This window comes from Sphingobacterium psychroaquaticum, assembly GCF_004421025.1.
Classification (GTDB): Bacteria; Bacteroidota; Bacteroidia; order Sphingobacteriales; family Sphingobacteriaceae; genus Sphingobacterium; species Sphingobacterium psychroaquaticum.
In genome coordinates this window covers 1644104-1666816 of record NZ_CP038029.1, presented here as the reverse complement: position 1 = coordinate 1666816, position 22713 = coordinate 1644104, and the positions used below count along the sequence as shown (strand labels likewise).

At 41.1% G+C, this 22713-nt stretch carries 21 protein-coding genes, 2 tRNA genes and 1 riboswitch; of the genes, 13 read left to right on the top strand and 10 right to left on the bottom strand.

Annotated elements, in window-relative coordinates; all coding sequences use genetic code 11:
• Positions 1-8: 8 nt before the first annotated feature.
• Positions 9-671: an NUDIX hydrolase gene (locus E2P86_RS06870; protein WP_085472699.1), complete on the bottom strand. Its 663-nt coding sequence runs from the start codon at positions 669-671 to the stop codon at positions 9-11.
• A 138-nt stretch (positions 672-809) separates the two neighbouring features.
• On the opposite strand from E2P86_RS06870, the gene pfkA reads away from it, so the two are divergent.
• The 3 genes from pfkA to gap are packed head-to-tail and all read left to right on the top strand — an operon-like array spanning position 810 to position 3664.
• Entirely contained in the window at positions 810-1805 is a 996-nt protein-coding gene (pfkA, locus tag E2P86_RS06865; protein ID WP_085472698.1) for a 6-phosphofructokinase, read from the top strand.
• 10 nt (positions 1806-1815) lie between these two features.
• Positions 1816-2664 (top strand): hypothetical protein, encoded by an 849-nt coding sequence (locus E2P86_RS06860; protein ID WP_085472697.1) that lies wholly within the window; start codon positions 1816-1818, stop codon positions 2662-2664.
• 4 nt (positions 2665-2668) lie between these two features.
• Positions 2669-3664 (top strand): type I glyceraldehyde-3-phosphate dehydrogenase, encoded by a 996-nt coding sequence (gene gap, locus E2P86_RS06855; RefSeq protein ID WP_085472696.1) that lies wholly within the window; start codon positions 2669-2671, stop codon positions 3662-3664.
• Between the two features lie 41 nt (positions 3665-3705).
• On the opposite strand, the gene mnmA is transcribed toward gap, so the two are convergent.
• A complete protein-coding gene (gene mnmA, locus E2P86_RS06850; protein ID WP_085472695.1) occupies positions 3706-4797 on the bottom strand; it encodes a tRNA 2-thiouridine(34) synthase MnmA in 1092 nt (363 codons plus the stop codon).
• 185 nt (positions 4798-4982) lie between these two features.
• On the opposite strand from mnmA, the gene E2P86_RS06845 reads away from it, so the two are divergent.
• The 5 genes from E2P86_RS06845 to E2P86_RS06825 all read left to right on the top strand — a co-directional run bounded on the left by E2P86_RS06845 (position 4983) and on the right by E2P86_RS06825 (position 9280).
• Positions 4983-5055 (top strand) — tRNA-Phe (locus E2P86_RS06845).
• 40 nt (positions 5056-5095) lie between these two features.
• A tRNA-Phe gene (locus tag E2P86_RS06840) sits at positions 5096-5171 on the top strand.
• Between the two features lie 150 nt (positions 5172-5321).
• A riboswitch (SAM riboswitch) is annotated at positions 5322-5435 on the top strand.
• A gap of 241 nt (positions 5436-5676) precedes the next feature.
• Entirely contained in the window at positions 5677-6987 is a 1311-nt protein-coding gene (locus tag E2P86_RS06835; protein WP_134431813.1) for an O-acetylhomoserine aminocarboxypropyltransferase/cysteine synthase family protein, read from the top strand.
• A 43-nt stretch (positions 6988-7030) separates the two neighbouring features.
• Positions 7031-8089 carry a homoserine O-acetyltransferase family protein gene (locus E2P86_RS06830; RefSeq protein WP_085472693.1) on the top strand — a complete coding sequence of 353 codons (1059 nt, stop codon included), beginning with the start codon at positions 7031-7033 and terminating at the stop codon, positions 8087-8089.
• A gap of 9 nt (positions 8090-8098) precedes the next feature.
• A complete protein-coding gene (locus E2P86_RS06825) occupies positions 8099-9280 on the top strand; it encodes a homoserine dehydrogenase (protein WP_134431810.1) in 1182 nt (393 codons plus the stop codon).
• Positions 9281-9603: 323 nt separating this feature from the next.
• Here E2P86_RS06825 and ispE read toward each other — a convergent pair whose 3' ends face one another.
• On the bottom strand, positions 9604-10416 hold the full coding sequence (ispE, locus tag E2P86_RS06820) for a 4-(cytidine 5'-diphospho)-2-C-methyl-D-erythritol kinase (protein ID WP_134431807.1): 813 nt from the start codon (positions 10414-10416) through the stop codon (positions 9604-9606).
• Between the two features lie 154 nt (positions 10417-10570).
• Between ispE and E2P86_RS06815 the strand changes: the two genes are divergently transcribed.
• The 3 genes from E2P86_RS06815 to E2P86_RS18135 all read left to right on the top strand — a co-directional run bounded on the left by E2P86_RS06815 (position 10571) and on the right by E2P86_RS18135 (position 12551).
• Positions 10571-11692 (top strand): CofH family radical SAM protein, encoded by a 1122-nt coding sequence (locus tag E2P86_RS06815; protein ID WP_134431805.1) that lies wholly within the window; start codon positions 10571-10573, stop codon positions 11690-11692.
• Positions 11693-11703: 11 nt separating this feature from the next.
• Entirely contained in the window at positions 11704-12264 is a 561-nt protein-coding gene (gene scpB, locus E2P86_RS06810; protein ID WP_085472689.1) for an SMC-Scp complex subunit ScpB, read from the top strand.
• Between the two features lie 131 nt (positions 12265-12395).
• Entirely contained in the window at positions 12396-12551 is a 156-nt protein-coding gene (locus E2P86_RS18135; protein WP_166785158.1) for a hypothetical protein, read from the top strand.
• 113 nt (positions 12552-12664) lie between these two features.
• Here E2P86_RS18135 and E2P86_RS06805 read toward each other — a convergent pair whose 3' ends face one another.
• The 6 genes from E2P86_RS06805 to E2P86_RS06780 all read right to left on the bottom strand — a co-directional run bounded on the left by E2P86_RS06805 (position 12665) and on the right by E2P86_RS06780 (position 17589).
• A complete protein-coding gene (locus E2P86_RS06805) occupies positions 12665-12997 on the bottom strand; it encodes a helix-turn-helix domain-containing protein (protein ID WP_085472688.1) in 333 nt (110 codons plus the stop codon).
• Between the two features lie 67 nt (positions 12998-13064).
• Entirely contained in the window at positions 13065-14435 is a 1371-nt protein-coding gene (locus E2P86_RS06800) for a Mur ligase domain-containing protein (RefSeq protein ID WP_085472687.1), read from the bottom strand.
• Between the two features lies 1 nt (position 14436).
• Entirely contained in the window at positions 14437-15279 is an 843-nt protein-coding gene (gene prmA, locus E2P86_RS06795) for a 50S ribosomal protein L11 methyltransferase (RefSeq protein ID WP_134431802.1), read from the bottom strand.
• Positions 15279-16043: a triose-phosphate isomerase gene (tpiA, locus tag E2P86_RS06790; protein WP_134431799.1), complete on the bottom strand. Its 765-nt coding sequence runs from the start codon at positions 16041-16043 to the stop codon at positions 15279-15281. The genes prmA and tpiA overlap by 1 nt, the downstream gene beginning before the upstream one ends.
• 7 nt (positions 16044-16050) lie before the next feature.
• Complete coding sequence (locus E2P86_RS06785; protein WP_134431796.1) at positions 16051-17256, bottom strand: putative sugar nucleotidyl transferase; 1206 nt, start codon at positions 17254-17256, stop codon at positions 16051-16053.
• 84 nt (positions 17257-17340) lie between these two features.
• Complete coding sequence (locus E2P86_RS06780; protein WP_085472683.1) at positions 17341-17589, bottom strand: type B 50S ribosomal protein L31; 249 nt, start codon at positions 17587-17589, stop codon at positions 17341-17343.
• Positions 17590-17887: 298 nt separating this feature from the next.
• Between E2P86_RS06780 and lysS the strand changes: the two genes are divergently transcribed.
• Positions 17888-19594 (top strand): lysine--tRNA ligase, encoded by a 1707-nt coding sequence (lysS, locus tag E2P86_RS06775; RefSeq protein ID WP_134431793.1) that lies wholly within the window; start codon positions 17888-17890, stop codon positions 19592-19594.
• Positions 19595-19636: 42 nt separating this feature from the next.
• Here lysS and E2P86_RS06770 read toward each other — a convergent pair whose 3' ends face one another.
• The gene (locus E2P86_RS06770) at positions 19637-20665 is read right to left on the bottom strand and encodes a quinone-dependent dihydroorotate dehydrogenase (protein WP_085473032.1); all 1029 of its coding nucleotides are present in this window, start codon (positions 20663-20665) and stop codon (positions 19637-19639) included.
• A 51-nt stretch (positions 20666-20716) separates the two neighbouring features.
• Between E2P86_RS06770 and E2P86_RS06765 the strand changes: the two genes are divergently transcribed.
• Positions 20717-22630, top strand: a complete 1914-nt coding sequence (locus E2P86_RS06765; protein ID WP_134431790.1) for an ABC-F family ATP-binding cassette domain-containing protein — start codon at positions 20717-20719, stop codon at positions 22628-22630.
• Positions 22631-22713: the final 83 nt, after the last annotated feature.

Genomic DNA, 22713 nt, shown 5'->3' with positions numbered 1-22713 from the left:
TAGCTACATTACTCTACACCAAAAGACTTCTGAAATTTTCTTTTATCGAATTTGTAAAGACGAGCTGCCCGGTAGGAAACTCCTTTTTGAACCTCGGGAAGTTCTTTTAAAAAACCAAGATTGGCTATTTTTTTTCTAAAATTCCGCTTATCCAGCTCTTTATTTAGAATAGACTCATACACTTGTTGCAGTTGGGTCAGCGTAAATTTCTCCGGCAATAACTCGTACACCGCTGTAGAATAATTAACAGTAGATTTTAACTTCTGCAAACTCTTATCTATAATTTCCTTATGGTCAAAAGCCAATTCTGGAAGCTCTTTAACCGGAAACCATTTTGCTTGTCGCATATAGTCAGTAACAGGTTTAATCTGTGACTTCACATCATCATAGCGCACAATAGTAGAATATGCAACCGTTAGAATACGTCCTTGTGGATGACGCTTTACACCTGCAAATGCCCCAAGCTGCTCCATAAAGACATCTTTCAGTCCAGTAAGTTCATAAGAAATACGTTTCACAGCATCCTCCATCTCTTCCAGATTCCCGACAAAAAATCCGGGCAAAGCCCACCAATCTTTGTATGGATACTCATTACGCTCCGTGAGCAATACCTGTAAATCCCCCTCAAAAAAACTATAAACTACGCAGTCGATGGTAAAATGTGTCTGCAAAACAATCTCAAATTTAAGTTAGTATTACCTACCTGTTAACTAGTAACAAAACTACCTTAATTATATTACTAAAACCTAAAAAAAAACAAAAAAAATTTAATAGTGTAAGAAATACACACTATATTCGTAAAACCTAAAATGAGCAATCGAGTGAAAGAAATCAATAGAATTGGCGTTTTTACTTCTGGCGGGGATGCCCCGGGCATGAACGCGGCCATTCGCGCAGCGGTAAGAACAGCTTTGTATAACGGAAAAAAGGTCACCGGTATCTATCACGGTTACCAAGGGATGATTGAAGATAGCATGTTTGACATGACCAGCCGATCGGTTAGTTCCATCATTCAAAAAGGTGGTACGGTTTTAAAAACAGCAAGATGTCTGGAATTTAGAACCGAAGAAGGAAGAGCAAAAGCATATGAGAATATAAGAAAAGCAGGTATTGATGCGTTAGTAGCTATTGGTGGTGATGGAACATTTACGGGAGCAGAGATTTTCTCCCGGGAGTATGACATACCTGTTGTCTGTATTCCGGGCACGATCGATAACGATCTAAACGGAACAGATTTGACTATCGGTTACGATACAGCAAATAATACAGTGATTGATGCAATCGATAAAATACGAGATACAGCGGCTTCGCACAACCGTCTTTTCTTTATCGAAGTAATGGGGCGTGACTCTGGATGTATCGCGCTGAATGCCGGTGTAGCGGGAGGTGCGGAAGCTATTTTACTTCCGGAGAAAGATACCGCTATAGATGAGCTTATTGAGATGTTGGAGCACGCTGCAGACCGCAATAAGTCATCCATGATTGTTATTGTTGCCGAAGGGGACAAAAACGGTGGAGCGAGCAATGTGGCCAAAAGGGTGAACGAAAAATTCGATTACTATGATACAAAAGTTAGTATATTAGGACACCTGCAACGTGGCGGCTCACCAAGTAGCGCCGATCGTGTACTGGCTACGCGCATGGGATACACCGCTGTAAACGAACTCCTTAAAGGGAACAATCGGGTAACAATCGGAATCCGTGGTTCGAATATGGTGACCACCCCACTGGAAGAAGCATTGAGTAAAAAAGAATTGAAGCTTAATGAAGACCTAGTGGAAATTGCAAAAATTATGGCTTTTTAGTATAATAAATATGATTGTTGTTGTTTTCAGTGGTTCTCGATACGCCGATTGGCGTATTGCCGACAAAAATAGAGTGCTTCATGGCTTTCGCACATCGGGTATAAATTCGTATATCCAGGACGAAAGGTACATCCTGCAACTCTTAAACAAAAGCAATCACTTGATCAACAATGCGGAAAAAATTCGCAAAATATATTTCTTTGGTGCTGGCGCATCCTCGCCGGAGCGTCAAGAGAAAATAGAACGTGTCTTTAAACAATTTTTCAAAAATGCACGTGTAAAGGCAAGTCATGACGTATTGGCTTCGGCCATATCGACATTCGGCGATGAAAAGGGTATTGTGGGGATTATTGGTAGTGGATCAAATGCCGCATACTACAATGGAAAAAAAATTATTCCTAATAACTACGGGCTAGGGTATATTTTAGCGGATGAAGGATCGACAAATTGGTTAGGGCGACGGTTACTGAAAGACTTCTTGACCGAAGCCATGCCCTTCGGTATCCGGGAGAAACTGCTTCAAAAATACAACCTCGATCGCCGTATGATCTTAGATCGCGTGTACTACAACCCCAACCCAAATCTTTTCTTGACCAGCTTTGCCGATTTTATATTTGAGAACAAAGACGATAGTTATATCAGTCAACACATAAAAAAGGGATTGGAAATTTATGTAAAGACCTATCTCCTCCCCTTGTCAGAAAACTATCCCGATGCACAATTTAACTTCACGGGGTCTGTCGCAAATAATTATGCAGATTGGCTCAAAGAAATTTGTCGGGAACAGGGGCTGCAGATTGGTTCTATTATAAAAGAGCCTGTTCAAAACCTCGTAAAGTATTACATTAACAAAAACTAATAAAATGAAAATTGGAATTAACGGATTTGGCCGTATTGGCCGTTTAGCATTTAGAGCTGCCATCAACCGCAGTGATATTGAAGTAGTAGGTATCAATGACTTAGTAGAGCCAGATTACCTAGCTTACATGCTTAAATATGATTCTACACACGGTCGTTTCGACGGTACGGTAGAAGTTAAGGACGGTAACCTTATTGTAAACGGAAAAACAATCCGTGTTACAGCGGAGAAAGATCCTGCAGACTTAAAATGGAATGAAGTAGGTGCTGAAGTAATTATTGAATCTACTGGTTTCTTCCTTACACAAGAGACAGCACAAAAACACATCGACGCTGGAGCGAAGAAAGTTGTTATGTCTGCCCCTGCGAAAGATGATACCCCAACATTTGTAATGGGTGTTAACCACAAAGATCTAAAAGCAGAGTACACAATCGTTTCTAACGCTTCATGTACAACAAACTGTTTAGCTCCTATCGCTAAGGTATTGAATGATAAATTCGGAATTATCGAAGGTTTGATGACTACCATCCACGCGGTTACAGCAACACAAAAAACAGTTGATGGTCCTTCAGCGAAAGACTGGAGAGGTGGTCGTGGCGCATACCAAAATATCATCCCTTCATCCACAGGTGCAGCTAAAGCTGTAGGTCTTGTACTTCCTGAATTGAAAGGTAAGCTAACAGGTATGTCGATGCGTGTTCCTACGGCTGACGTTTCTGTTGTAGATTTAACAGTACGCTTAGAAAAAGGTGCTTCGTATGAAGACATCAAAAAAGCGATGAAAGAAGCTTCTGAAGGCGAATTAAAAGGAATTTTAGGTTACACAGAAGATGAGGTTGTTTCTACAGACTTCTTAGGTGATGCACGCACATCAATTTTCGATGCTAAAGCTGGTATCTCCTTGAACGATAACTTCGTGAAAGTAGTATCATGGTACGATAACGAATGGGGTTATTCGAACAAGATTATCGATCTAGCACAAGAGATTGGTAAATTATAATATCACATAAAAAAAGCGGCAATCTAGATTGCCGCTTTTTTTTACTTCATTAAGAACCCGCCTCCAAGGAGATCGTTTCCTTCATAGAATACAGCCGACTGCCCTGGGGCAATCCCTTTTACATTGTGCGTAAAATCCACCTGCATAATATTGCCTTGTTGCGTCAAAATAGACTGCGCACCAGCATCTTTATATCTGATTTTTGTAATCGCTTCCATCGGCTCTTCTAAGGATGCATATTTAACAAGATTGATATCCCGAACGAAAGCCTGTGATTTTTCGAGCTCATGCTCCTCGCCCAACACGACCGAGTTGCTCTCTGGAAGGATTTCGATTACAAACATTGGTTTTCCCAATGCAATACCTAGCCCTTTACGTTGTCCGATCGTGAAGTAAGGGTAACCAATATGCTTACCAACTACGGTTCCATCAGACAAGATAAAATTTCCTGGACCAATTTCCTCATCAAGGGACGGACGTTTGTGTCTTAAAAAGGCTCTATAGTCGTTCTCCGGCACAAAACATATCTCATAGCTTTCTGACTTCTGTGCCAATTCCGCCTGCCCCATATCCAATGCCATTTGGCGAATTTCCTTTTTGGTGAAATTCCCTAATGGAAATTGCGTGCGCGCGAGATTCTCTTGTGAAACACCCCACAACACATAAGACTGGTCTTTATTTTCATCTCTTCCTTTAGAGATGACGTATCGGCCGTTATCGTGCATCCGGATATTCGCATAGTGCCCCGTCGCGATAAATTCGCAATCGAGCTTATCCGCACGCTTCATCAATGCAGACCATTTGATATGCGTGTTGCACAAGACGCATGGATTTGGTGTCCGTCCGGCAATATACTCGTCGACGAAGTTATCGATCACATAATCGCCAAACTCATCTCTGATATCTAATATATAATGTGGGAAACCATAACCTACGGCTAAAGAGCGGGCATCATTGATACTATCCAGGCTACAGCATCCCGTTTCCTTGGACGATCCGCCTGCCGACGCATAATCCCAAGTTTTCATCGTGATACCGATCACCTCGTACCCTTGTTCATGTAACATCACAGCAGCGACAGAACTATCAACCCCACCACTCATTGCCACTAAAACTCTACCTCTTTTACTCATATTATTTTTGTGAAGTGCAAAGATAGCCTAATTTGAGTAATTGGTATGTTTATTTGATGTAATTTTATCTCAATAAGAATCAAGAGGTTGAAATAAACCTCGAAAATAATTGTCTCAAAAATTTTAGAATTCAAAAAAAGAACCTACATTTGCAACACAATAAAGGAAAACAATTATTGTAAAAAGGTGCCATAGCTCAGTCGGTAGAGCAAAGGACTGAAAATCCTTGTGTCGCTGGTTCGAATCCAGCTGGCACCACCCAAAACCTGCTTAGCACAGGTTCAAAACAAAGCTAAAAGGTGCCATAGCTCAGTCGGTAGAGCAAAGGACTGAAAATCCTTGTGTCGCTGGTTCGAATCCAGCTGGCACCACCAGAAAAGCCCGTCTCCATAACGAGATGGGCTTTTTCTTTTTTTAACCTATTTCAAAAAAACACTTTTTTCTTTTGCATATGTTTCAAAAAAACATATATTTGCGGAGTACTTCGTTAGTGGTACACTAATCAACACCTTTTATCAGGTCTTGATTTATAAAGAAGTGGCGAGAGACTGGCTCTATGACCCACTGGCAACCTTCAATAGAAGTTGAAAAGGTGCCAATTCCTGTCCAAAGCAATATCGCTTTGGAGCATATAAATGAAATAAGACAATGATAGCGATCAAACAAATTTCAGCAAATACGTCCTTATTGTATCCGACCGGAACAACAACATGTTGTACGATGTCTTCGGCTATGCGAATGCGCTAGTCGTTCGTGATAATGGATAAATTGTAACCCAACCTCTTTTTACATTCCTTATCATTCGTATAGAACGACCACTCCTTCATCCCTTAGGTTGGCTTTAACACGTATTTTACAAAATTCAAAAACAACACCATTATGTCAACAGATAATAAAAACCTAAAATTCGAAACATTACAAGTTCACGCTGGCCAAGAAGTAGACCCTACAACTGGATCCCGTGCATTACCGATATATCAAACATCATCTTACGCGTTTGAAAATGCCGAGCATGGCGCTAATCTTTTTGCGCTAAAGCAGTTCGGAAACATCTACACCCGTATCATGAACCCGACGACTGATGTCTTCGAAAAACGTATTGCAGCCCTTGAAGGCGGTGTAGCGGCTGTAGCTGTTGCTTCCGGACAAGCCGCACAATTTATTACGATCAACAATATCGTCGAAAGTGGCGAGAACTTCGTTGCCGGATCGAACCTTTATGGCGGAACATACAATCAATTCAAGGTAGCGTTCAAACGCATAGGCATCGAAGCGCGTTTTGCATTAGATAGCACGGTCGAAAATATCGAAGCACTTATTGACGATAAGACAAAAGCAATCTACTTGGAGACGATCGGGAACCCGAGCTACAACATTCCTGATTTCGAAAAAATTGCTGCTTTAGCAAAGAAACATGACCTGCCTATCATCGTAGATAACACATTCGGTGCCGGTGGCTATCTTTTCAAACCGTTGGAACATGGCGCCCATGTTGTTGTAGAATCAGCAACAAAATGGATCGGTGGACATGGTACTAGTATCGGTGGTGTCATAATCGACGGTGGAACATACAATTGGGGAAATGGTAAATACAAACAATTCTCTGAACCATCAGAAGGCTACCATGGCTTAGTATTCTCCGATGTATTTGGAGTCAATGGTCCTTTCGGGAATATTCAGTTTGCTATTCGTGCACGTGTAGAAGGCTTACGTGACTTTGGTCCTGCCCTATCACCGTTCAACTCCTTCTTGCTGGTACAAGGCTTAGAAACCCTATCCTTGCGTGTACAGAGACACGTGGATAACACCTTGGAGATTGCACAATGGCTAGAAGCACATCCACAGGTAGAAAAAGTAAGCTACCCTGGTTTGAAAAGTCACCCATACCACCAAAATGCACAGAAATATCTGAAGAACGGATATGGAGCTGTACTGTCCTTCACGATTAAAGGTGGCGCACAAAAAGCTAATGATTTCATCGACGCCCTAGAGCTAATCAGTCATGTGGCCAATGTAGGGGATGCGAAAACATTGATTATCCACCCATCGGCGACGACACACCAACAGCTATCGGCAGAAGCACAAAAAGCCGCAGGTGTGTATCCTGGTTTGCTGCGTTTATCTGTAGGTATTGAGCATATCGATGATATCAAAGCCGATCTGCAACAAGCATTTGATAAACTAAAATAAGAAAACTACAATTTACAGTAAAGGGGAAAGATTAAGGTAAAGAATGAGTTTAAAATATTATAAATCGGAGACAGCCTTCCAATTCGAAAATGGCGCCACGATTGATGAGCTAACAGTAGCTTATCATACCTATGGCACCTTAAACGAGAAGAAAGACAATGTGGTATGGGTATGCCATGCCCTAACCGCAAACTCCGATGTATTCGATTGGTGGCCGGGATTGTTTGGTGAAAATGAGTTGTTCAATCCACATGATTATTTTATTGTTTGCGCCAACGTGTTGGGTTCGCACTACGGTACGACAAACCCATTGAGCATAAACAAGCAAACGGGAAATCCATATTTTTTAGATTTCCCACAGTTTACAATCCGTGACATCGTAGCGGTAAATCAGCGATTAGCCGATTATCTTGGGATTCAACAGATTGAAATATTGATTGGTGGATCTCTGGGCGGACAGCAAGCACTGGAATGGGTTGCCGCAAAAACAATTGCTGTAAATCAACTCATTGTAATCGGCACCAGCGCACAATCGTCGCCTTGGGGAATTGCCTTCAATGAAAGTCAACGGCTTTCTATTGCAGCTGATCCAACCTTCTTTAGTAACACCGTAGATGGAGGGGTGAACGGTTTAAAAGCCGCACGTAGTATAGCGCTCCTCTCCTATCGGAACTACCAGACTTATACCAAAACCCAAGAAGAAACAGACGCAGAGAAATCAGATAGCTATAAAGCATCTTCGTACCAACAATACCAAGGCGATAAACTGGTGAAGCGCTTCAACGCGTATAGTTATTGGTACCTGACCAAAGCAATGGATAGCCATCACTTGGGTAGAAACAGAGATTCTGTTGCCAAAACGCTCCAGTCTTTTACCCCAAAGACACTTGTTGTTGGTATACCGACAGACGTATTGTTTCCGTCATCAGAGCAGGAATTTATTGCAAACAATATCCCTGGAGCGGCCTACTATGAACTTAATTCGTTCTATGGCCATGATGGTTTTCTTATTGAAACCAAGACACTCACTGAAGTGATTGGACAATTTCTTCAGCGTACACCGAAAACAACTAATGAATCAATAAAAGAACAATATAACTAGACCTTTAAAATGAGTAAAAAAATAATCATCGGGATGTTCGGTTTTGGTGTCGTAGGACAAGGACTGTATGATATAATTAAGACAAAAAAATTAAACCTCGAAATAAAACGCTTCGTCATCAAAAATGCAGATAAGAAAAGAAGTCTCCCTGCAGAGTTATTTACGACAGAAGCTGATGTTATCCTGAATGACCCAGAGATCAACACCGTTGTCGAGTTGATCGACGATGCCGAAGCAGCTTTCGAGATCACGAAGCGTGCTTTAAGTTCGGGTAAGAATGTGGTCTCCGCAAATAAGAAAATGATTGCTTGTCACCTCGAGGAATTGGCGGCTATACAACAAGAACATGGCACCTCTCTACTCTATGAAGGCGCCGTATGTGGTAGTATTCCAATTATTCGTAACCTGGAAGAATATTACGACAATGAGCTCTTGCATTCCGTAAGTGGTATATTTAACGGTTCCTCAAACTATATTTTATCGAAAATATTTAATGAGAACCAAAGCTACGAGGGAGCGCTAAAAAAGGCACAAGAGCTAGGTTTTGCAGAGACCGACCCCATTTTAGATGTCGGAGGTTATGATCCAAAATACAAGTTAGCTATTGTAGCATCACACGCCTACGGTATTTATGTAGATCCGGAAAAAATCTTAAATCTTGGTATCGACAAGCTTGGCACACAAGATATTCGCTTCGCAAAAGAAAAGAACTTCAAAATCAAGCTTATCCCTTTAGCGAAAGAAATCGACAACAATCGTGTAGTGTTATATGTGCTTCCGAAATTTATAAGCGCAGATAACCTGCTGTACAATGTTGAGAACGAAAACAATGGTGTGGTTGTGAAAGCAGCCTTTGCCGATGAACAATTCTTCTTTGGTAAGGGGGCTGGTGGCCACCCGACTGGATCAGCGGTATTATCAGATATCACGGCCCTCCGTTACGGCTACAGATACGAGTATAAGAAACACCTCGATGCAACGCAGATACAATACAGCACAGATTACGTGTTGCGTGTTTATTTACGTTACACGGACGAGGCAACACTGGAGAATATTAAGTTCAATAATATCTCCGAACGTTATTATAGCGAAGACTTCAAGTATGTTATTGGGGAGATAAACCTCCAAGAGATCATTGAAAAACGAGACCTGATTAATCAAGCTGGAAACTTTATCGCTGAATTAATTTAACACATGGTTATTGGTTTATAGGAACCTTTGATCGTTCGACATGCCTACGGCAGTCAGACAGGCTCAGGATGACAACGTTAGTTTCATTCTGAGCCTTTTTCGGTCATATAGACCCATTGAAACATCGTAAAGAATGAACGTCTCTCTTAAACAACGAATAAATCCTTCAACAGACCGGCCTACTGCAGGCAAGCTCAAGATAACAAAGGCACCCCACTTAACTACTAGACACAAGATTTAGCTACGCTGAGCCCTTCGGGGTTTGTGGCCCTATAAAAAACTATCAACTATCTACCAACTACGATCAACTATCTACCAACTACCTACAACGTCACCGGATAATAAATCGTTCCCAAGGGAGCTAGTTCATCAATATTACACTTCTCATCAAAAATCGCGAAAACTGCGGATCCAGAGCCCGACATTGAAACATAGACCGCTCCCAGTGCATAGAGTGCCAACTTCAGTTCCCGAACAGATGGATATTGCGCAAACACAGACTCTTCAAAATCATTCTTGATATGATACTTCCACTCTTGAACCGGTAATCGAACCAACTGCCGTAAATTACGTTCTGGTTTGCGTGGCTGAACATGCCGATACGCCTCTGCCGTTGGGATACTAACGGGAGGTTTAACCAAAACCATATAATACGCCGAAAGGTCCAATGCAATATCCTCCAGCTCCGTCCCGATACCTTCCGCATATGCTGGCACATCACGAATAAAAAAAGGACAGTCAGCGCCTAAGGTTGCAGCTAAAGATTCCAATTCAATCTCCGGAATCTCCAAACCATACCTTTTATTTAGCATATTCAACAACGTAGAAGCGTCCGAAGAGCCCCCGCCTAAGCCTGCTCCAAATGGGATTTGCTTATGTAGATGAATATGTTGGTTTGGAATATCAAACCGTGATTGAAGTAATCGAAAAGCCTTTAGGCACAAATTGTCCGCATCGACAGCTAAATCTAAACCCGTAATCTCGAGCGTAGTTTCTCCATTTTCCTTTTCCGATATTTCGATAATATCATACAGGGGAAAAGGATAGAATACCGTTTCCAAATTATGGTAACCATCTTTTCTCTTCTCCGTAATATCGAGACCGATGTTTATTTTAGCGTGTGCATACGAAATCATATACAATAATAGGCAACTTCCCGAATACTTGGAAGCATCCTAAAAAACATTGCCCCCTCCGTACCATCCGCCCTCCTATTCCGTGAACAAAAGATGGTGTCAGCGATACGATTAAAATTGCAATTAAAAGCAATTTTATCTAAGTTTGCTTACCATGAATGTAGATGAATTATTAGCGCGCGCGCTCAAATTTGAGTTCTTGAGCAAAGAGGAAGGCATCCACTTATATCACCATGCTGCAACCGCAGATTTGACATATGTAGCCAACACTTTACGCAAGATCCAAGTACCACACGGCAAGGTAACTTGGCAGATAGATCGGAATGTAAACACGACCAATGTGTGCATTGCGAACTGTAAATTCTGCAACTTCTTCCGTCGACCGGGGCACGAAGACAGCTACATCACAGATATAGAAACCTACAAACAAAAGATCGAAGAGACTTTTAAGTACGGTGGTGATCAGCTTTTGTTACAAGGGGGACACCATCCTGATCTAGGTTTAGCATTTTATGCTACCATTTTCAAACAGCTCAAAGAGCTTTACCCAGCGCTAAAATTACATGCGTTAGGGCCGCCCGAAATTGCGCATATTGCCAAACTTGAAGGGATGTCGCATTTAGAGGTACTAACCGCACTAAAGGAATCCGGACTGGACTCACTCCCTGGAGCTGGAGCAGAAATTCTAAACGACCGTGTACGTCGTTTGATCTCCAAAGGAAAATGTGGCGGACAAGAGTGGTTAGATGTGATGCGTGCAGCACACAAGATTAACTTACCAACTTCAGCTACGATGATGTTTGGTCATATCGAGACTATCGAGGAACGTTTCGAACACTTGGTTTGGATTCGCGAAGTACAAGCCGAAAAACCAGCGGATAACCATGGATTCATCGCCTTTATCCCTTGGCCATTCCAAGATGACGGAACCCTTCTAAAACGTTTACGTGGCATTACGAACAATGTAACGAGTGAAGAATATATCCGCATGATAGCTTTAAGTCGTATTATGCTCCCTAATATTAAAAATATCCAAGCGTCCTGGTTAACCGTCGGTAAACGTACGGCGCAGTTGTGCTTGCAAGCCGGTGCAAATGATTTTGGTTCGATCATGATCGAAGAAAATGTTGTTTCCGCCGCTGGCGCGCCACATCGCTTTACCTCGAGATCGATACAGGAAGCAATCTTAGAAGCAGGCTTCGAGCCTCAGCTGCGTACACAGAAGTACGATTTCCGAGAGTTGCCGCAAATGGAAGAACAAGTCATTAACTACTAGTATCTTAAGCGTTGAACGACATATTACTACATATCGAAGCGATTATCTTTGCAAGTGAGGAAGGTATTTCAGCGAATGATATTCGACAGATTTTGCACGATGCATTAGCGGTTGATGTAACCAACCAAGAGGTTGTAGAACTCATGAAAAAAATCTTTGAGAAGTACAACCGCGAAGACCAAGTCTTCAGCTTAAAAATTATCGGTAAACAATACCAGTTTTTAACGAAAGACATCTACCACGAAACGGTCAACCAGTTACAGGCACATAAAGACAAAAAGAAATTAAGCCAATCCGGCCTAGAGACCTTATCGATTATTGCCTACCGACAGCCGATCACGAAGTTGGAGATTGAACAAATTCGAGGTGTTAATTGTGACTATTCTATCCAACGATTGCTCGAAAAGAAACTAATCCAGATTACAGGAAAAGCGGAGACAATCGGGAAGCCATTACTCTACGCTACGAGTGATCAATTCATGAATCATTTCGGTATAAAATCAACAAAAGATCTTCCGCAGCTAAAAGATATTATAGCAGAAGAAAATACGATTGGAGAAATTACGGAATAGCACCGCACCATCATAACCCACTGAATTACAAGGATAAAAAAAACAAAAAAAATTTCAAGTTCAAATATTCTTGATTATTTTTACCCCTAGTAAGAAACAGCATATTAATCATTTTTTAACAAGTAAAGGCTATGGCGCAAGAGGCAGTACAAGAAGTTCTTATTGATGAAACAATCAATTTTAACGGTCCGGAAGATGATGCAGATGATGTCTATGATGATGATTTCGAAATTGAAGAAATTGACTCAATCGGAGAGTTTGAGGATTTTGATGATGACGATTTCTAGTCGATTACCAATAATCTACCTATTGAGAATAGACACCAGAAAGAAATTAATGTAAAGCGAAAGAGGCAGAATGTTCATTCTGCCTCTTTTTTCATTACCGCTCGACTCAATTCTTATTTACTTCGGTGTAATTGCTCGTACAAGTCAATTACTTTTTTCTGTAAATCGATTACTTCAACTTCTCTCAATTGAAGTTTTTTACTCAAATTATCAATTTCGTCTTGAATTTGTTTCTCTTCTTCAGAGTCTGAAGTGGACAATAGCTGCACAAGAGTCAAGCCAAATAGTTTAGAGATTTGATTCAAACGAGACAAGTTTACATCGGTAATACCTGTTTCGATTTTTGAGAATGCTGGAATAGAAATGTCTAGCCTTTTGGCCACATCTTCTTGACTCCAACCTTTCTGATGCCTTAATAAGCGGATTTTTTTTCCTAATGCGTTCATGGGTAAATTTTACTTTATTCCAAAAGTAAGAAAAAAAACCATAAGGTAAAAAATTAAAATTAAGAAATCAAAAATTTTTAAAGAATTTATCGGAGAAACTGACGATATTCATCGTGTTATGTTTAGGCGAAACCATAAACAAAAGATTGAAACCTAACGATTTAAAAGACTCCAAATAACCCTCTAACGCATTCAAATCAGTCAAAAAAACAAAATTCTTGTGGTTAAAAACTTGTTTTATATCGCTTTCAAGCGTGTTTAGCAAAATGTTTTTATCTTTAATTGAATCCTTATTAACTAAAACAACAGCATGATCCGATTCGTCCATAGAGGATGCGTATTGGTCAAGAAAGTTTTCATTTAGCACATCATATGGATTAAGCTCCATGATTGTAACTAATCCTTGACCGGGGAACTGTTCCTTCACCGCATGGATACTTGTACGTAATTTATAAGGTGAAAAAAGAAAGTCTTGATACACGACACTACCGTTCACACTCGCCACAAACTCCAAATATCGAATGGAGCTTTGGAAACTTACAATAGCCTTATAGAAATCGGTACGCTTCACGCCCAACCATTCACAGACCGTGTAAGCCCCTGCAATATTAGAGAGGTTCAGCTTACCAAAAACTTGCAAAGGGATACGTTCTTCTCCATTATGCAAATACGTAACGCCTTTGTTAATGGAATATTCGGGCATTTTATAACCATGTCGATTAATCTTACAGTCCAATGTTTGCTCCACAATATCACGTAATATCGCACTATCTTTATTGTAAATCAAGGTCCCTTTGGGCACAATGGTAGAAATAAAACTATCAAACAACGATAAATAATCTTCTTTTGAAATGTTAGTTCTTGTTTCGTTCCAATCGATACCACTAATGAGTGCAATATTCGGATGGAAAAGGTGAAATTTAGAACGATGATCGATGGCCGATGCATAATATTCATCGCCCTCGATCAAAATAATTTTATTATGTGCGGTCAACTTCACCAAAGAATCAAATCCCTCCAATTGCGCGCCTACCAGGTAGTCAAAATCACGGTCTAAAGCTTTCAACACGTGCATAACCATGCTCATGATGGTCGTTTTACCGTAGGTACCAGCAATTACCACACGTGTTTTGTTGGCACTTAACTCATGTATAAACTCTGGAAAAGAGTAAATTTTTATTCCTAGCTCCTGTGCCGCCTTGAGCTCTGGATTATTTTCCTCCGCGTGCATACCTAGGATCACCGCGTCGATATCTTCGGTAATCTTATCCGAAAACCACCCCAATTGAGCGGGTAAAAGACCTGCTTTTAGCAATCGAGATCGCGATGGTTCAACGATTTGGTCGTCGGATCCTGTTACCTGATGCCCTTGCTCAGCTAAAGAAATAGCTAAATTATGCATCACAGCACCTCCTATGGCAATAAAATGAATGCGCATCTTAACTGTTCTTTACAAATTTTGCCGAACACCAACTATCCAGCACTTTTTTACTTTCGAAAGAAAAGCCATATTGCTGTGCCTTTTCGCTCAAAATAGAGAGATCCTCTCCATCGTAGAAACCACTGATATACAATTGTCCGTTTTCTCCTAAACAAAGACTATACTGTTCCAATTGGTCAAGTAAAATGTTCCTGTTTATATTCGCTAAAATTATATCAAACTTCGATCCTTCTATCACTTCTTTCGACCCTAATTTTGTTGTTATCGTATCGATATTGTTAAGCCCTTTGTTTTCTTCCACACTAGCTACACAAATATCATCGTAGTCGACTGCCAAAACATGATCTGCACCGCGCTTAATCGCTAAAATAGCTAAGATTCCGGTGCCGCAGCCCATATCTAAAACAGCTGTACCCGTAAATTGGTTTTCTAAAATATAAGAAAGCATCATAGACGTTGTTTGGTGATGCCCCGTACCAAATGACATTTTGGGATCGATAACGATCTCGTAAGCCATATCCGGACGTGGCTCATGGAATGTCGCACGCACATAACAACGATTATCGACCACAATAGGATTAAAATTACTTTCCCATAGTTTATTCCAATTTTGATCGTCCAGATCCGCGACGGTATACTGCACATCAAAACCTTCACTATGGTGTAACAAAGTGGTCTCTAGCGCTTGTAAATCATAGTTTGCGGTCGGAATATAGGCAGCAAAACCACCTGCAACATCTTCAAATGTATCATAACCGATATCCCCCAACGCATCGATCAACAAATCTTTTTGCCAATCCTCAATAGAAGGGGTGATAAAAGTCACCGATGAATATCTCATTACTTGGAATTAAAAACCTTTACAATCTCAAGGAAATCACGTGATTTCAAAGAAGCACCACCAATCAATCCGCCATCAATATCTGTTTGCGAGAACAACTCATTCGCATTACTTGGATTACAGCTACCGCCGTAAAGGATTGTTGTATTCTCAGCAATCTCCTGTCCGTATTTCTCCACTAAAGTTTGGCGGATAAATGCATGTACATCTTGTGCTTGTGCGGGTGTAGCGGTCAAGCCTGTACCAATCGCCCAAACTGGCTCATATGCTAAAACAACTGCTTGAAAAGCATCAGCCGATAAATGGAACAACCCCTGTTCTAATTGTGTTTTTATAACAGCAAAAAACTCACCACTTTCACGCTCTTCTTTTGTTTCACCAATACAAAAAATAGGTTTCAAACCGTGCGCTAGTGCTGCATCAACTTTCTCCGCCAAAAGAGCATCCGTTTCACCAAAATACGCTCTGCGTTCAGAGTGACCTAAAATAACATACGACGCACCTACTGATTTAACCTGACTTGCCGAAATCTCTCCGGTATAAGCGCCCGATGCTGCTTGATGGATGTTCTGTGCCCCAACAGCGACTTTCGCTGTGGACAACTTAGCCAAGCTAGAAAGGTGAATCGCAGGGCTGCATACGACAGCCTCTTGATTACCCACAACCTCATCCTTAACCATATTAACAATTTCCGAGAACAGGCTCAATCCTTGTTCATAGTCTAAATTCATCTTCCAGTTTCCTGCAACAATGTTTTTACGCATAATATTTTTATTTTCTCTGTTTAATAAATTCTTCGTTTCTATTTTTCGTCCGCACAAAAACCTCCCACAAAATTTTTAATGTTGTTTCATCGGCCGCATCGCCACGCACAATCATCCGGTGTGCCAACATTTCTTCAAATTTAACCCAATCATAGCCTTCACTCTTATAGTCTGTTAACCACAAAAAATCTGGCACAAATTTCGGAATAATATTTGAAATTGCGAGCTGTGCTCCTGTACCAATTACACATCCTGTTGTAAGCGTAGAATTGATCCCGCACATCGCATAATCTCCCATAAAGAGACCGACCTTCCGCTGTCCCGTATCCCGATAAGCACTGTTCTTATAATCAAACAAAGAAACGGTTTTCCAGTTGTTTTGCATATTCGAATTACCTGTGCCTCCACCGAGATTACACCCCTCTCCGAGAACCGCACAACCGAGATAACCATCATGTCCTTTTGCCGAATTTCCCCATAACACCGTATTGTTTACCTCACCACCAATAACCGAACCCGGTCCGATCGTTACATTCGGGTACAACTTCGTCCCCATCTTAACCCGAGCGGATTTACCAATCGCAATTGGTCCACGAAGGTGACTCCCCTCCTCGATCTTAGCCCCGTCTTCGATAAGAATAGGCCCCGTCGTTGTATTGAAGGTACAACACTCCGCTTCGACCCCCTCTCCAATAAAGAGATCCGTACCCAGCACCACGTTGGTTCCCGACAAGCCGGCGGATTGTTTACCATCGGTCAACAAGTTATAATCAAACACGATTTGTGCAGCATTCAAAAGAAAGATATCCTCTGGAAAAGCAACGACATCAACGATGTCCTCGTACTGGACCAACTTAAGATGCTTCAGATGATGTCCGTCATTCCAGGATTGTGTATGATAGGCAATCCACAAGTCATCTTTTACAAGCAATGTTCCAACAGGTAATGATCGTAACACCTCGATTAGAGCGACGGACGGACAAATATTCCCGCGAATAACCAAGAATGATGAGGTTGCATCATAATCTGGTGCTTTAAATTTATCTTGAAGATAGGTTTCGGTATGGTAGAAAACAGGTTTATCAAAAATAAGGCACCACTTTTCCTGCAAGGTCAGTGCGCCAACCCGTAAATTGCCTACAGGTCGGGTATAGGACAATGGCAATAAATGATCCCGCCATGTTGCGCGATCGTGTAAAACAACTTCCATCATAGCAAAGATAAAAGTACATAAAAAAATCCCGATAAGGCGAACTCATCGGGATAATCTCGTGTTAATCTATAACCGTTATACGGATTACTTTTTGTTGTAACGGCTACGGAATTTATCGATACGTCCTGCTGTATCAACCAATTTCATTTTACCTGTATAGAATGGGTGTGAAGTGTGAGAGATCTCTAATTTCACTAATGGATATTCATTACCATCTTCCCATGTAATAGTCTCCTTAGTATCTACACATGATTTAGTTACGAAAGAATATTCGTTAGACATATCTTTGAAAACAACTAATCTGTAGTTCGATGGATGCAAATCTTTTTTCATTTTATCTTTATGATTACTATATATTCAAATATTCAACAATTGAGGTGCAAAGATAATTTTTATTTTCAAAAAAAACAAAAGAATATTATTCACACAGACATCATTTCGATGTAGTGCCCTCTATCGTACGTGCAAAGGTACGTTTTCCAATGGAATCCTGAAAGTTTTTTCCTATTTTTGCCTCCTTAACAACCGGGACAAACGACTCCTCCACTTCCTGTTAGCCATACATAAAGTGTGCTTCGCGATCGGCTCCCGATTTTTGTCTTTAATTAATATACATTTATTTATAGAAACCATGAGTACGGTACTTTCTGAACAGGAACAACAACGCAGATTAAATCTTCAAGCGATTATAGACCTGGGTATTAACCCATTCCCTGCTGACGAATTCAAGGTAAACGTTTCTGCCGCTGATATTTTAGAACACTACGAACGCGATAAGCTTAACTATAAGAACATTCGCTTTGCGGGACGTATTATGGGTCGCCGCGTGATGGGTAGCGCCTCTTTTATGGAGCTGCAAGATTCGAGCGGACGTATACAGGCGTATGTAAAGCGCGATGATATCTGCCCTGGTGAAGACAAGACTTTGTACAATACGGTTTTCAAAAAATTACTTGATATTGGTGATATTGTTGGCGTTGAGGGCTATGTCTTTACAACACAAACGGGAGAAATCTCTATTCACGTAGAGAAACTTACCTTATTGACAAAGTCGCTCCGTCCGCTACCTGTGGTAAAAGAAGCAGAAGGAAAGACATTCGACGCTTTCACTGATCCGGAGCAGCGTTATCGTATGCGGTATGTTGATTTGATCGTAAATCCACAAAACAGAGACATCTTTGTTAAAAGAACCAAGCTCTTCAATGCGATGCGTGATTTCTTCAACAGTGCGGGATACATGGAAGTAGAAACGCCTATCCTGCAATCCATACCGGGTGGCGCTGCAGCGCGCCCTTTCATCACGCATCACAATGCATTGGACATTCCTTTGTACCTACGTATTGCCAATGAACTTTACTTGAAACGACTGATTGTTGGTGGTTTTGATGGAGTATATGAGTTCTCGAAAAACTTCCGTAACGAAGGAATGGACCGCACACACAACCCCGAATTTACGGCAATGGAAATCTATGTGGCCTATAAAGACTACAACTGGATGATGGAATTTACCGAACGTTTGTTGGAACATTGTGCGGTTGCCGTAAACGGAACAACAAAAGCAACATTTAACGAGCACCACATTGATTTCAAAGCACCATTTAAACGCGTAACCATGGCGCAATCGATCATCGATTTCACGGGCTTTGATATTATTGGAAAATCGGAAGATGAGATTCGTGAAGCAGCAAAAGGAATGGGCATCGCTGTTAATGACACGATGGGTAAAGGTAAACTGATCGATGAAATCTTTGGTGCGAAATGTGAAGGAAACTACATTCAGCCAACCTTTATCACGGACTATCCTATCGAGATGTCTCCATTAACGAAAAAGCACCGCAATAACCCAGAATTGACAGAGCGTTTTGAACTGATGGTATGTGGTAAAGAAATTGCCAATGCATACTCCGAGCTTAATGACCCGATCGATCAACGCGAACGCTTTGAACATCAATTGCAACTATCTGAAAAGGGAGATGACGAAGCCATGTTCATTGATCAAGATTTCCTACGTGCCTTAGAGTACGGTATGCCACCTACATCAGGCTTAGGCATTGGTATGGATCGCTTGATTATGTTCTTAACGAACAACCCATCCATCCAAGAAGTATTGTTCTTCCCACAAATGCGCCCAGAGAAAAAAGAGGTGGTGATCGAACTTACCGAAGAAGAAAAAGCAGTGCTTGCACTATTAGGCGACAAACCAAAATCACTTGGTGAAGTAAAGGAAGCAACGGCCTTAAGCGGTAAAAAATGGGATATCGCAACTAAAGGTTTACGACAAAAAGAATTGATCGATATTATTACCGAAGGGGATAATAAAATGATCGTTAAAAAATAAACACATAAAAAAAGGAGGATTTTTAATCCTCCTTTTTTTATGTTATTTACTCAATAAGCCTTTACATATCTTACTAATCAAAGCAGGCCCTTCATAGATAAAGCCCGTATAGATTTGAATCAATGAAGCGCCGGCGTCCAATTTCTCCAATGCATCTTCCGCACTATGAATGCCACCTACGCCAATAATCGGAAAAGCACCGTTAGATTTTGTTGCCAAATAACGAATTACTTCGGTAGAACGTTTCGTTAGCGGCTTACCACTCACCCCTCCCATCTCTTGCACAATAGCTGGATCACTTTGTAAACCCTCCCGCACAATAGTTGTATTTGTAGCAATAACGCCGGCAATTTTTGTATTCATTACAATTTCAACGATATCATCCAGTTGCGAATCGGTTAAGTCGGGCGCTATCTTTAATAAAATAGGCTTTGGGTTGGCTTTCTTAAGATTCAGTTCCTGTAACGTATTCAACAATTTCGTTAGAGGTTCCTTTTCCTGCAAATCCCGCAGTCCCGGAGTATTCGGAGAGCTCACATTAACGACAAAATAGTCTACATAATCAAATAAAGCGTTAAAACAATAGATATAATCGCTTACAGCTTCTTCATTCGGCGTGACTTTATTTTTACCAATATTTCCGCCGATAATAAGCCCCTCTTTATTTTTCAAGTTTTTTAATCGTGCTGCAGCCACATCTGCCCCTTGATTATTGAACCCCATACGATTGATCAATGCCTCATCATGCACCAATCTAAACATCCGAGGCTTATCGTTTCCAGGTTGTGGACGCGGGGTTACCGTACCGATCTCAATAAAACCGAAACCAAGCTTCGCCATATCATCGATATACTCGGCATTTTTATCAAAACCCGCAGCCAAGCCTACCGGATTTTTAAACTTTAATCCAAAAACCTCACGCTCAAGCCGTTTATCCTCCACGGTATACAACGCTTTGAGGAGAGCTTGTGCCCCCCATATCTTATTGAACCGACGTAAACCACCAGTAACGTTATGGTGAGCCGTCTCGGGACTCATACTAAAGAATAAAGGTTTGACTATTTTGTACATAAACGCAAAGGTAGCCAAAGAAGCAGAAATATTCATTACTTTTGTCAGCAAATGATTTCAATAAATAATTTAACATTCGAAATTGGTTCTCGTGCACTTTATGACGAAGCCAATTGGCATATAAAACCGGGAGATAAGGCTGGTTTGATCGGTGCAAATGGTGCTGGTAAATCAACGTTATTAAAACTGATCGTAGGCGATTACGCTCCGACTTCAGGGACGATATCCATGGCTAAAGACCTTAAAATAGGCTACCTGAACCAGGATCTTTTGTCTTATCATTCGGAAAAAAGCATATTACATGTGGCTATGGAGGCTTTTGAACGCCAGAACCAACTACATACTGAAATAGAAACCTTATTACAGAAACTCGAGACCGACTACTCCGAAGAGATCCTGAATAAGTTGAGCGATAAGCAAATGGAGTTTGAAGCTCTGGATGGTTATAGTATCGAGTTTCGTGCACATGAAATCCTCGCTGGACTAGGTTTCTCGGATGACGAACAAAAACGACCGTTGGCAACCTTTTCAGGAGGATGGCGTATGCGCGTTATGCTTGCACGTATATTACTGCAAACGCCAGATATTTTATTACTCGATGAGCCAACCAACCACTTGGATTTACCTTCCATCAAATGGTTGGAAACTTATCTCCATGCCTTTGAAGGAGCAATTGTGATTGTTTCCCATGACCGGTATTTCTTGGATAAAATCATCAATAAAACCGTGGAATCCCGCAAAGGTAAACTTAACGTATATGCGGGTAACTACACGTTTTACCTGGAAGAAAAATCCATGCGAGAGGAGATTCAAGGAAATCAGTTCAAGAACCAACAGGCAAAAATCAAACAGGAAGAAAAACTTATTGAGCGCTTTCGAGCCAAAGCGAGTAAAGCGAAGATGGTTCAATCACGGATCAAAGCATTGGATCGTATGGACAAAGTCGATGCTGTCGATGATGACAACCCCGAGGTAAACTTCAGCTTTAAATTTTCTAAGCCTTCCGGGCGCCATGTCGTTACTTTAGAGAATATCTCTAAGTCGTACCCCAACTTAGAAATCTTAAAAAACACAAGCGGCTTAATTGAGAAAGGTGATAAAATTGCCCTCATCGGAGCGAATGGAAAAGGAAAATCAACGCTCTTACGTATCGTTGCCGATGCGGATAAAGAGTTTAGCGGCACCAGCATAAAGGGACATAATGTATCGCAAACTTTCTTTGCGCAACACCAGCTAGAAGCGCTTCATTTGGAAAATTCCATCCTACAAGAGCTTGTAGCCTTTGCACCAAAACACACTGAAACAGAGCTACGTTCGATCTTAGGTTGTTTCTTGTTCACTGGCGACGATGTCTTTAAAAAGATTAAGGTTCTTTCCGGTGGTGAGAAATCACGTGTAGCCTTAGCGAAGGCCCTAACGGCGGACGCCAACTTCTTGGTGCTCGATGAGCCGACCAACCACTTGGATATGGCTTCGGTAAATATTTTGATCCAAGCACTTCAGCAATATGAAGGAACATTTATCGTCGTTTCCCACGACCGTTACTTCCTCGACAATATTGCCAACAAGATATGGTACATCGAAGAAAAAGAGATTAAGGAGTACCCAGGAACCTATCAGGAATTTGAAGAATGGAATAGTAAACGGGTGATAAAACCGGAGAAGAAAGTCGAGAAAAAGGTGGTTAAGGAAGAAGCTCCTAAAGAGAAAAAACAACCAACCGACGACACATTCCGAATCCTGCAACAAAAGAATAAAGAACTATCGGCACTCGAGCAAAAAATAAACACGACCGAACAACAAGTCAAAAGTTTAGAAGTCGAACTCGCTCAGGAAGCGGTCTATTCAGATGCTGTAAAGCTGCAAGAAACAACAAGGCAATACAATTCGATTAAAGCGACTTTTGATCAGCTGCAAACAGATTGGGAATTGCTCGCAGAAGAAATAATGGGATTAGAAAATTAATCCACAAAGGCCGTACCCACGTACGGCCTTTGTTTTTATACATAAAGAGAAAAAAGTACTCCTTTTTAAGTAACCACATGGGG